Here is a 13,012-nt window from a genome sequence, read left to right on the forward strand (position 1 = left end):
TTTTTGGCCTGTCAATCATTAGTATACAAAAATTTAGAGTACTGATTTTTTAAAGCACCGATCTTTAAAGCACTGACTAAAGGCACGCCCTAATCTATTAATGCATGACTTTGGTTTCTTCATTGGCCATAGACTGCGCAGCGGTACGTAATTCGAATTTTTGAATTTTACCGGTACTTGTTTTTGGAAGCTCTGCAAAAATGACATGTTTGGGTACTTTAAATTTAGCCAAATTTTGGCGGCAATGCTCTATCACTTGTTCACGAGTTAGCGTGGCGCCTTCGGTTATTTCAATAAAGGCGACAGGAACCTCCCCCCATTTCTCATTAGAGGCGGCGACCACACCGCAGCTACTCACTTGGGGTAATTTATAAAGGGCATTTTCTATCTCAATACTCGAAATGTTCTCGCCACCTGAGATGATGATGTCTTTTAATCGGTCCATTATTTTGATATAACCATCAGGATATTTTACCCCCAGATCACCTGTGCGGAACCACCCGCCAGCGAAGGCTTCCTCTGTAGCTTTAGGATTCTTAAGATAGCCTTTCATCACCATATTGCCTTTAAGCGCAAGCTCTCCCATCTCATTACCATCGGCTGCTACCGGCTCATTAGTGCCTTGCTGTAATACCTCAAAGCCATCCATTAAGTGGGATACCGTGCCTTGACGAGACTTTTTGGATGCCCGCTCCGCCACGGACAGCTCCTGCCAGTCTTTATGCTCCGCACAGATGGTGACAGGTCCGTAGACTTCGGTCAAACCGTAAACATGAGTAATGTTAAAGTTCATGGCTTCCATCTTCTCAAGCATGGCTTCTGATGGAGGCGCACCGGCGACAAAGCCATTCACAGTGTGATGAATTAAAGCTTTTAACTCCTCTTTACCAGATGCAATCATATTGTGGACAATAGGCGCTGCACAGTAATGAGTGATGTCGTATTTGGCGATTAATTTTAAAATTAGGTCGGGGTCAATTTGACGCAAACATATATTAATACCCGCACGCTCGGCAATAGTCCAAGGAAAACACCAACCATTACAATGAAATAAAGGTAATGTCCATAGATAAGGCACATGTTTTGGCATATCCCAATCTAAGATATTCGATACTGCATTTAACGTCGCACCGCGGTGATGATAAACCACACCTTTTGGTCTGCCTGTCGTACCAGAGGTATAGTTTAAGGCAATAGCATCCCATTCATCGCTTGGATACATCTTTTTTTCAAACTGTTCAAGCGGATAGCTCGTGTCAAATTCACCTGATTGAATCAGCTCTTCATAATTCATGGTGCCAAAAGCTTCCACATTGGGTAGCGCTGCATCTGTCGAATGAATGACCATCAAATTAGGAAAAGCTTCGGCAATCAATTCGGCATGATCTGAAAACTCGCTGTCTAATATTAATAGCTTGGCTTCTGAGTGCTGTAAACAAAAGGTTAAAGCATTAATATCCAAACGCGTATTTAAAGTACAAAGCACCCCTTGCGACATGGGTACGCCAAAAGCGGCTTCTACCATGGCTGGTGTATTTGGTGCCATTATGGCGACAGTATCATCTTTTTTTATACCAAGTTTGCGTAAGGCATTGGCAAGCTTGCAGCAGCGCTCGTAGGTTTGTGACCAAGTATAGACAATAGGAGTTTGCTGCAAATCATCATAAATAATCGACGTATTATTAGGGTAGACACTAGCCGCACGAGATATGAACTGTATTGGCGTTAAAGGTTGATGATTGGCAGGGTTTTTAGTTAGACCAGTATTAAAATCAGTCATAATAGATAATCCTTTATCTAGAAAGTAATGAGTAGGGGTATGATGGTTTATGAATAAAAGTAGCCTATGTATGTAATGTTAAAATGCCGAGACGGTCACAGCATAGTTTTGCATGACTTAATCTATTCATCTTATGATACGATGCTATTATTCATCTATATTCAGTGAGTATATGTTAACTGAATTTAAAAGGTCAATAATAAACCTATAATTTTTTAAATGGTTTTAAGTGTCTTTTAGTTTTAACAAGTTCTCAATAATTTGTATATAAAAAACCTGCATTTAGAAGCGTGCGTTTAATTAAATAATGTATGAGTAACTAGTATGTCAGCAAATTAGTTATTCATGAGTTAGTTTTAAGTTCTAATCAACAATACATCATCTTTTAATAAGGATATTTCTTATGGCAGCCGCAGCTACCTCGAATGACCAAAGCACACAAAATAATGAAAACAATCAAGAAATTCCCGCGACAACCATCCCTTATCCCCATATTTTTGAACCGCTAAACTTAGGTCATACCACGTTAAAAAACCGTATTGTCATGGGCTCAATGCATACCGGGCTTGAAGATCGCTTTTATAACTATGGTAAGCTTGCCGCCTATTTTGAGGAGCGAGCAAAGGGCGGCGTCGCCATGATGATTACGGGGGGTATCTCACCTAATCGTGAAGGATGGTTGTTACCTGCCGGCGGTACCATGAATAATAAAGGCGATGTATTCAACCATCAACGCGTGACGCGTGCTGTACATCGTCATGACAGTAAAATCATCATGCAGATTCTGCACAGTGGACGTTATGGTTATCATCCCTTTGTGGTGTCTGCAAGCCCAATAAAATCTCCTATTTCACCCTTTAAACCGCGTCAAATGAGTATCTCTAATATAGAGAGTACCATTGAAGACTATGCGCGTTCTGCTGTGCTGGCTAAGCAAGCAGGTTATGATGGGGTGGAGATCATGGGCTCTGAAGGCTATCTTCTAAACCAATTTTTATCACGTCATGTCAATCAGCGTACAGATGAATACGGCGGTGATATTTATGGACGTATGCGCTTTCCAATCGCGGTGGTTAATGCCGTTCGTGAAGCGGTCGGTGAAGATTTTATAATTATATTTCGCTTGTCTATGATTGATTTGGTAAAAGACGGTAACGTCATGGATGAGGTCATAACCGTGGCCAAAGCGCTTGAAGACAATGGCGTTAGTATCATTAATACAGGTATTGGCTGGCATGAAGCACGCGTGCCTACCATTGTTACTAGTGTGCCGCGCGCCACATTTGTTGACTATACTGCAGAAGTCAAAAAGCATGTCAACGTACCAGTGATGGCGTCTAACCGTATTAACATGCCTGAGACAGCAGAGAGTATTTTGGCTTCAGATCAAGCTGATCTCATCCAGATGGCGCGCCCCTTTCTTGCAGATCCTGATTGGGTTAATAAAGCCCGTGATGGTAAGAGTGACTTAATTAATACTTGTATCGCTTGTAACCAAGCTTGTCTGGATCATACCTTTGAAAACAAACGCTCAACATGCCTTGTCAATCCGCGCGCATGCTATGAAACTGAGCTGATTTATGAGCCAACAAAGAATCCTAAAAAGATTGCGGTTGTGGGTGGCGGTGTCGCAGGTATGTCTGCTGCTACCATAGCTGCTAAACGTGGCCATGACGTAACGCTTTATGAGGCCAGAGACATCCTAGGCGGTCAGTTTAATTATGCAAAAGTGGTTCCAGGTAAAGAAGAGTTTTTTGAGACGACACGCTATTACCTCAATGAGCTTAACCATCAAGACGTCAAGATTGTACTGAACACCAAAGTCACTAGTGAGTTGCTTGATGACGCTGATTATGATCATGTCGTCGTTGCAACAGGCGTAGTACCCCGTAGCTTAGAAGGTAAGCTTGAGGGTGCGGACAATCCAAAGGTCATTAGCTATGCTGAGTTATTATCAGGTCAAAAAGCTGTTGGCGATACCGTAGCAGTCATTGGCGCAGGCGGTATTGGATTTGATGTGAGTGAGTATCTAACAGCGCGGCATGGACAACCGCTGCACGAGTTAGGCCCTGAAACTTTAAAAGACCCAGGCTATCGCCCTGAACCGCAGTCTATTGAAGAGTGGATGGAGGAGTGGGGTGTGAATGAAGATGTCAACTATCAAACCGATGGCGGCTTGCAAAAACCAGAAGGCATCACACCCATACGACAGGTTTATTTAATGCAGCGTAGTGGTGGGCGGCTCGGTAGTGGACTCAATAAAACAACTGGGTGGGTGCATCGAGCCCATGTTAAGTCGCATGGTGTCATGCAATTGCCAGGCGTCACTTATGACAAAGTGACAAATGAAGGACTATGGATAACAACCCCACAGGGTCATAGTCAGCTACTGCGAGTTGATAACATTGTCGTTTGTGCAGGTCAAGAATCAGTTAATGATTTAATGCCCCAGTTAGAGGACTATAAACGTGATCAGAATAAAAAAGTCAAAAAGCTAGGGACTCAATATCACATTATCGGGGGTGCAAAGTTAGCGGCGGAGCTTGATGCTAAGCGCGCGATACGAGATGGTGCTGAATTGGCGGCTAAACTATAGTAGTAAGATTATCCTACTATAAGCCAGTCATTATTTTCCCATTAAAAGAGCTGTTTATAACAGCTCTTTTTTAGTTCAGTTTAATTTAACTCTACATTTCGTTGACAAATCAGCAATATAGGTATTTACTTTAGAGGTGATCTAAAAGGGAATTTGTTTAATAAATTAAAAAGGGATTTTTATGTATAAAGCACATCTTCACACTGCGATCAAATTAGCAATAGGGTCAAGTATTGCATTCACCACGGCTTCAAATGCAGCCGGCCTAGAGTATACCAAACAATCAATATTGCCTTTTTTTGAAGCGGGTAACTATGCTGAAGCAACCTATGCTTATGTTGATATTGAGATTGAAGGTACCGATGTTGCTGGCGGGATAGGTAACCCAGCAGCAAATCAAAAGATTGATGACATGATGGATGACTTTGATATTCTTGGCGCTGCGGTTAAAGTTGCGCCTACGCCAAATACTGCTTTAGCATTGATATATGATGAGCCTTTTGGTGTGGATACCATTTATCAGTCTGGTAGTGAATTTAGTAATAATATGGGCACCACAGAAGCTCGAGTAGATACGCGCAGCTTAACTTTATTAGGCGGCGGTAAGATAAACAATAATTTCTGGATCTATGGAGGTATGGAGTACCAAGAAGCGGAAGGTTCAGTTGAACTGGCTCAGAACTTTGATGGTAATCCCATATTCTATGATTTAGAAATCAAAAAAAAAAGTGATACTCAAATACCCGTCGTAGGCTTTGCTTACGAAAGGCCTGAGATTATGTTGAGAGCGGCGGTTACTTGGCGCGGTGAGGGTGAGCATAGTTTGCAAGCTCACGAAAGCTTATTGGTAGATAACGCTTTACTTAATCCACTTGCACCGACGAATTACAACGACATACCTTCTGATATTAAGGGTTTTATAGGTCTACCAGACATACAATTTGGAGACACCAGCTTAACCTTTAAAACACCGCAATCTGTTAATCTTGATTTTCAAACGGGTCTAAGTGAAAAGTATCAGCTATTAGGTATGTTAAACGCGCGCTGGGCTGAATGGACAGCGTTTAATATTGCACCCGCTGGCATTACTGAGGTAGTGGGCGAGCCATTAGCCGAGTATAAAGATGATGCTTATGGTATTGAAATCGCTTTAGGCAAGCAGTTTACCCCAGAGTTTGCTGGCGAGATTAGAGCGGGGTATGATTCTGGCACTGCAGAACCACTGAGCTTACTAGGCCCTTATGATTCGGTCAAAACATTAGCAATTGGCGGCAGCTATGACGTTTCTGATAGTTTAACCATTTCAGCAGGTGGGCAATATCTGTGGTTTGAAGGTGGTACTGCTTATTCAAAACTACCTATTGATCAAAGCTTATCTGAAAGAACACTAGCAAAATTTGATGACGGCACAGGGTATGCGCTAGGCGTTAAACTTGGCTATAACTTCTAATCTAATTTATTACTAAATTTAAAAACGAATTTGACTCTTGATTAAACCACAGTCAAGCTTACCAGACTTAAATCAAAGCTTACTAAGATTTTATAATATCAATTAAACCCACATGCTGTGGGTTTTTTATTATGGGTTAATTACGTATTGTAATTAGATTAAGTCTTGTCCTTTTATTATTAAAGATGTGCCACATAATATATAGTCAGCGAACTACCAAACGGTTACGGCGTTGACCTCTCTAGGCCTACATGAGTAGTACTTGATGGGTAGTACTTAATGAGTAGTACTTGAACTCGGTTGCCTTGTTACCATTTTAGACTTCTTGACTATAGCTACCATTCATTAATATGGCCTAAAAAAAAGCCCAAAAAATGTCTTGACCCATCAAAGCTAACGACATAATTGTAAGAGCTATCAACGTAATAAAAGACATGGCTGATAACTTAAAATAAGGAAAAATTATGGCATACGAAAGATTATTTAAAACCATTAAAGTCGGTGAAAATACCCTTAAAAACAGAATATTTATGGCGCCCCTTACGCGCCTTCGTGCTGTTGAACCAGGTGACGTACCGACCGCATTAGCTGCAGAGTATTACTCACAGCGAGCAGGTGCAGGCCTCATCATTGCAGAAGCGACTCAAGTCTCGTTTCAAGCTAAAGGCTATGCAGGCGCACCCGGCGTACATACTCAAGATCAAATCACAGCTTGGAAGGTTGTCACCGATGCGGTACATGCCAAAGGCGGCAAAATTGTACTACAGCTTTGGCATACTGGTCTTGTTGCCCACAATAGTGTGCAGCCGGAAAATAAAGCGCCGATATCCGCATCAAACATCGAAGTGGGTGTTCGCACCACCTTACGTGATGATAATGGTATGCCTATTCGTGTTGACGCTACCAAACCGCGTCCTGCAACGATAGAGGAGATACATCAAGTCATTGCTGATTTTGGACAAGCAACTAAGAACGCTAAAGAAGCGGGTTTTGATGGTGTTGAAATACATGGCGCGCATGGCTATTTATTACATCAGTTTTGGGCTGAGCATACCAACAAACGTACGGATGAATACGGTGGTAGCCGCGAGAAACGTGCTCGTTTAATACTTGAGGTCATTGATGCTTGTATTGAAGCATGGGATAACAACCATGTGGGTATTCGTATCTCTCCAATGGGTACGTTCAATAATGTAGAAGCAGGCTATGATGAAGAAGAAGCCGTTTGGTTTGTTAAACAAATTAACAAAAAGAATGTAATGTATTTACATCTATCAGAGCCAGATTGGGCAGGTGGTACGCCTTATTCTAATGAATTTAGAACCAAACTACGTTCAGCATTTGACAATACTATCGTTGCCGCAGGCGGATACACAGCTGATAAAGCAGAAAAAATGATTGAAGATGGTTATATTGATGCTGTTGCTTTTGGACGCGACTATATTGCCAATCCAGACTTAGCAGAACGGATACAAAAAGGCGCTGAACTCAATGAGCAGCATCCACAAACGTTCTACGGTGGTGGGGCTAAAGGGTATACGGATTATCCCTATATGAATAAATAATTTATAAACAAATTGTTTATAAACGATAATTCTTAAATAAGAGCCATACTATAGTTTTAATTAAAGACATAAGTCATAAGCATGAATGCTAATCATCAGTGATAAATATAAGTGGCGGCATTAAGCGTGTTGAGCTAATGTTATTCTTACTTGCACTCAATTGCTTTGTCTATCAATGCTGATTACGACTATATTGTTAAGTATGGCTCTTTTTTTTATAGAAATAGATTATTTATATCGTCTACTTACAAACGATAGGAGAGTCTAAAAACGTATAAACGTTCTTAATCTGTGGATTCCAATAACTGACCTTTGAAAACTTGCATAAACTTTGAGTACTCATCTTCGATAGTTATTTCATTGAAGAACTATTGAATCAATCAGCTGCACACTGTTGCTCAAAATACCGCATAAGCCCATTAAGCAGTAAGTTCTCACGTATATGAATGGGATGCGCTAGATGCTGCGCTAAGATAGGGGCATCACCGCCCGTCAAAATAAATTCATAATTTAAGTGACGACGACCAATCTCATTAATAGCGCCTACTATCGATAATAAGATACCGCGATGCACGGCATCTGACGTGGTTGTGCCTTGAATAATACTATCAAATACGCCAGGTGCGATACTTATCTGCTTGGTACCTGACATAAGCGCTTCACGCTGCAAATAAATACTGGGGAAGATGTAACCGCCAGCATGGTGTGCATTATCGACCAGATCTATCGTTAAAGCAGTACCACAGCCCACGATACATTGTCTCTTTTTTCTATCTACGCCGCCTAAAATCTGTAACCAGCGGTCAACGCCCAATTGGGATGCGTCATAATCACTTGTCAATAAGTGATGCTCTGCATCTACATGTACGAATTCAAAAGGAACATCTAAGCTGGCTAGAGATTCAGCAACCTCTGCATTGAGGTGTTGACCAAGTACGGATGAGACTCCAATAAATTCTGGTGCAAGGTTATGAAATCTATCCGTCAAACCGATTAATAATTCATCGGGGGCTTGGAGATGCTGTTTGGCATCACTGGTGATAATCTGGCCCACATCATCCGTTAGCCAATATTTTAATCGAGTGTTACCTAAGTCGAGCCAAAGCTTTGCCATGAACGCTCCTTGTCTATAGTAAAAATACCCTAATGTCTCACATTTAAAACAGCCAATTATTGAAACAACCAATTATTGAAACAACCAATTATTGAAACAATTAATCTTCGTCAAACTCGCTAAACTTGCTACAAGTCGCATTTGCACTCGATTGCCTTGTAACTATCCTAGACTTATTTAACTATTGAATGATAATTAAAATTATAGGAAACAAATAGAGCAAAATAGTACGGTTCTAAAAAAAGACACCTTATAAAGGCGTCTTAATTTTTTTAAATAGCAATTTATAAGAGTAGCGGTTCATAAATATGAATAACTGATACGCTATATGAGCTACTAATGATTTATAAATGGATTAACCAAATTGCCTTATTAAATGCTCAATTAGCAATTAGCGTTTCATTAATGCGAAATTAACGCTCACTAAGATCACGAGCCACTAACTTTTTAAGTTCTTCAGGCGATGACCATAGACCTTCAAGATCATAAAACTCGCGCGCTTGCTTTGTCATAATGTGAACGACAACACCGCCTAGATCTACCAGCGTCCAATCGCTGTCTTTTTCACCTTCACGCCCAAGGGGCATAAACCCTGCTTTTTTAGCAGTGGCGCCGACTTCATCAGCGACTGCATTTACATGACGTTTGGATGTGCCTTCTGCGATGACCATATATTCCATCACGTCGGTTAATTCCTCGACATTCATCACTGTGATATTTCTAGCTTTCATATCACTGAGTGCGCCTTGAACCACTTCAAGGCAATACTGTAATCTTTCATCTGTCATTGATTCATTTGAACTGTTTTCTTGGTTCATAATTGTCCTATAAAATATGGATATGTCTGATTTAATAGTATCGTGGTTTTAATAAAATTTATATTATGGGGCTGTATAGAATTTATTGAGGCCGATAATAGTGCCTATTCAATCAGCGCTGCGTTATTAATTGGGCGCATATTGGGCGTATGAAACGGGCTTAAGCTTACTATTGCTAAAGTTTACTATAAATAAGGGCAATTAATTAAAAAACAAGGGTAATCAGCAAGGCCAATTAGTAAGTTAATTAGTAAGTTAATTAGTAAATTAATGAAGATCGACAGCTATCTAGGCAGATATAATTTATGTTCTTTAATATAATCATAAACTATCGATGGTAGCATATATTGTATAGTATTTGACCTGCACTGTGCTATTGCATGACGTATTGCACTGCTAGAGATGCTCGGAACACTATAAGTATCGATATAAATACTACCATACTGTTTATGCATCAGCGGCTTAGGCGAGGATGTAACCTGACACTTTAGACGTTCAGGTAGCAAATTTAGAATCTCACCTTGCGACTGAAGATGATTACGCGGCATTACCCATAGATGGGCATGTTCTGTGAGTTTATCACCCTCTTTCCATTTAGGAAGACTGGCAATATTATCTGCCCCGATAATGAAAATCACACTACTTTTAGGATGGCATTTTTGCAAATGTTTTAATGTATCTATGCTATAGATCGGTGGCTCTTGCCACAGTTCATATTCGCACACCTCAAAGATAGCCTTAGGCACAGTATCGTTTACTAAACTGTGTGTGAAATTAGGACTATCTTGATGCATATCACAACGATTATTGATAAGACTGGTGACCAGCTTTAGCATGGCTAAGCGGTGTTCGGGACTGGTTGTCTTCTGCTTTAAAGGCGAGCGGGCAGTCGGCAAAAAACAAGCTTGTATTTTAGCGGCTTGATTATAACTTCGCCCAGTCTCTGCTAATGACTGATTTAGTACGGTATAAACATGCGTGAGCATCTCAATGTGACTAAAATGAACTGGATCAAACGATCCACCCAAATACAAACGCATGGGTAAAAAGCAATCATTAGGATTGTTATGCAATGTAGACTTAGTGTGTGGTAAGGCGTTTGTCATTCTCTTTTCTATCAATATATATCAATAAAGTGTGATGCTGTATTAAACAGCTATTGTCATTTTTTAATAATACCTTTTCTGAACAATAATTTTTTGTCAAACTCGCTCAACTCAATACTTGTAGCGTTTTCAAGCGTTTTAAACGACATTTTAAGTTCCAGATTTGGAATAAACTAAAAAGACTGACGAAACTGCCAGCCTTTATTATCAGTCTTAAAATGCTAATTTCTAAATATCAGTCTTAAATATCAGACAATATACGATAGCCTATAAAGACATGTATATGTAGATACGGATGACCTATTTACCACTAAACTGTCGTATTAAACGTCTGGGCTACTGGCCTGTATCGCTGTTAGCGCAATGGTGTAAACAATATCATCTACCAATGCGCCGCGAGATAAATCATTTACAGGTTTATTAAGCCCTTGTAGCATTGGGCCAACACTCACGACGTTAGCACTACGCTGAACCGCCTTATAAGTGGTATTGCCCGTATTCAAATCTGGAAAGATAAATACATTGGCTTGACCTGCCACAGGGGAATCCGGTGCTTTTTGTTTACCTACACTAAGCACAGAAGCAGCATCGTATTGAAGCGGGCCATCTACCAATAAGTTTGGTGCACGCTCGCGTACAATACGTGTGGCTTCTTTCACTTTTTCTACATCCTCACCGGTGCCCGATGCGCCAGTAGAGTAACTTATCATAGCAACTTTAGGCTCGATGCCAAAGGCTTTGGCTGACGCCGCAGATTGAATTGCAATCTCTGCTAATTGCTCAGCATTTGGGTCTGGATTGATGGCGCAGTCACCATACACAACCACTTGTTCAGGTAATAACATGAAAAAGACAGAAGAGACCAAAGAGTATTCTGGCGCGGTCTTGATTAACTGAAAGGCTGGACGAACTGTATTGGCAGTCGTATGGATAGCGCCCGATACCAGACCGTCCACTTCGTCAAGATGCAACATGGTAGTACCAAGAACGACATTATCCTCCATCTCTTCGGTGGCTCTTTGTTCTGTCGCCTTACCTTTACGGCGCTCTACAAAAGCATCTATGTATTTTTGGCGATCTACAGTAGCAGGATCAATGATTTCAATATCGTCAGGTAGCTCGACGCCTCGGTTTTTGGCCACTTGCGCCACTTCATCTGGATTACCAATTAGGACACACTGGGCAATGTTACGGCTTTGACAAATTGCAGCCGCCTCAATAGTACGCGGCTCTTCACCCTCAGGTAAGACCACACGCATTTTGTCGCCTTGTGCTTTTTTAACCACTTGATGGCGAAACGCGGATGGTGATAGGCGTGGCTTGTAGTCTCGATCAAAGTACGCTTTTAGCCAGTCTAGATCCAAATGCGCCGCAACAAAGCGGGTAACCGTTTCAGCGCGTTCAATATCATCTTTAGGGATTTCATTGGTGATATTGGCCAGATCTGTCACTGTTTCTAAGCTATTGGTTTTGACGCTCATGACTGGCATTCCAGTACGTAGCGCTGGTTGACACAGCTGAATCACAGTATCATTTGGAGTAATACCGCCAGTGAGAACAATACCCGCCATAGGTATATCATTCATGGTGGCCATTGCCGCTGCCAGTAATAAATCATCGCGATCACCTGGCGTCACAATCAAAGTACCTCTTTTGAATACCTCACCAACACGAGAGATGGTACGGGCAGTTAAGCTAGTAGTTAACACGCGGCGTTGTTTGGCATCACCTTCATTGAGCCAAATGGCATTTAACTCTTTGGCAATATCCCAAGTACGGGGTACGGATAAGGTATTACTGAACGGTACCACGCCAATTAAGTGATAGTTATCTGTTGCAAAACTTGGCGAGTATGATTGCATGGCCTTTATAAAGTCTTCATCAAGCTCAAGATTGGCTTCCCCGGGAGCTACAGGCTGAGTGTCAAACGTATTAGTAACATTTTTTGCGCGCATTAAGATACTGCCCAATGTACGCTCGCCCGTTAGTCCGCCGAAGATACGCGCATGGACATCTAATTTATCAGCCAATTGTTTCGGGTTTTCAAGATCGGCCATGCTAACAAATATGACTTTGGCATCAAGTGCTGTGGCTAACGCAAAGTTTACCGCGGAGGCATAGCTCACCTCTTCCGTGGCTACCAATCCTTCGCAAATAACCACACTGTAGTCGTTATCTAACTTATCAAAGTTGTTAACCACCATTTCCATCAAGTCATCAACGTTACCATCCGTCATCATCCGCTCAACTTTTTCACGCGGTATAGATTCTGGTGGGTTCAAATTAAATGCTTGGCGGGCAAGCTCGCTTGAGCTGTCTAAAGTATGTTGTGAGTCATTAGAGTCATCTTGCAAAAAAGGCTTCATAAAGCCAGCTTTCATACCCAAGTAATCAAATGCTTTGATAAGACCAAGTCCAGCAGAAGTCAGACCGATACCGCGACTAGTGGGTACGAGTAATATGGTTTGCATAAATGATTCCTTATTTTATTGGATGAATGAGTCTAATGATTAAATGAGTCTAATGATTATATAAGTCTAATGGTTAAATGAGCCTAATAATTGCGCCACTAGGCTGTAATGA

Annotated in this window: 8 protein-coding genes; 3 read left to right on the forward strand and 5 right to left on the reverse strand. The window is 41.2% G+C overall.

The window, feature by feature from the left end:
• Window positions 1-97: 97 nt before the first annotated feature.
• Window positions 98-1,780: an AMP-binding protein gene (locus tag AC21OH_RS00120; protein ID WP_487370565.1), complete on the reverse strand. Its 1,683-nt coding sequence runs from the start codon at window positions 1,778-1,780 to the stop codon at window positions 98-100.
• A 403-nt stretch (window positions 1,781-2,183) separates the two neighbouring features.
• On the opposite strand from AC21OH_RS00120, the gene AC21OH_RS00125 reads away from it, so the two are divergent.
• The 3 genes from AC21OH_RS00125 to AC21OH_RS00135 all read left to right on the forward strand — a co-directional run bounded on the left by AC21OH_RS00125 (window position 2,184) and on the right by AC21OH_RS00135 (window position 7,391).
• Window positions 2,184-4,376 carry a 2,4-dienoyl-CoA reductase FMN-binding domain-containing protein gene (locus AC21OH_RS00125; RefSeq protein WP_487370566.1) on the forward strand — a complete coding sequence of 731 codons (2,193 nt, stop codon included), beginning with the start codon at window positions 2,184-2,186 and terminating at the stop codon, window positions 4,374-4,376.
• Window positions 4,377-4,557: 181 nt separating this feature from the next.
• Complete coding sequence (locus tag AC21OH_RS00130; protein ID WP_487370568.1) at window positions 4,558-5,826, forward strand: outer membrane protein transport protein; 1,269 nt, start codon at window positions 4,558-4,560, stop codon at window positions 5,824-5,826.
• Between the two features lie 464 nt (window positions 5,827-6,290).
• Window positions 6,291-7,391 (forward strand): alkene reductase, encoded by a 1,101-nt coding sequence (locus AC21OH_RS00135; protein ID WP_487370570.1) that lies wholly within the window; start codon window positions 6,291-6,293, stop codon window positions 7,389-7,391.
• A 376-nt stretch (window positions 7,392-7,767) separates the two neighbouring features.
• Here the strand turns inward: AC21OH_RS00135 and AC21OH_RS00140 are convergent, their stop codons facing one another.
• The 4 genes from AC21OH_RS00140 to pta all read right to left on the reverse strand — a co-directional run bounded on the left by AC21OH_RS00140 (window position 7,768) and on the right by pta (window position 12,900).
• Window positions 7,768-8,505, reverse strand: a complete 738-nt coding sequence (locus AC21OH_RS00140) for a pantothenate kinase (RefSeq protein ID WP_486534774.1) — start codon at window positions 8,503-8,505, stop codon at window positions 7,768-7,770.
• A gap of 413 nt (window positions 8,506-8,918) precedes the next feature.
• Window positions 8,919-9,293 carry a ribosome silencing factor gene (gene rsfS / locus AC21OH_RS00145; protein ID WP_487370586.1) on the reverse strand — a complete coding sequence of 125 codons (375 nt, stop codon included), beginning with the start codon at window positions 9,291-9,293 and terminating at the stop codon, window positions 8,919-8,921.
• Window positions 9,294-9,607: 314 nt separating this feature from the next.
• Window positions 9,608-10,429 (reverse strand): nicotinate-nicotinamide nucleotide adenylyltransferase, encoded by an 822-nt coding sequence (locus AC21OH_RS00150; protein ID WP_487370571.1) that lies wholly within the window; start codon window positions 10,427-10,429, stop codon window positions 9,608-9,610.
• Between the two features lie 323 nt (window positions 10,430-10,752).
• Entirely contained in the window at window positions 10,753-12,900 is a 2,148-nt protein-coding gene (gene pta, locus AC21OH_RS00155) for a phosphate acetyltransferase (RefSeq protein ID WP_487370572.1), read from the reverse strand.
• Window positions 12,901-13,012: the final 112 nt, after the last annotated feature.

The sequence above is a fragment of the Psychrobacter sp. CX10 genome, from assembly GCF_057621575.2.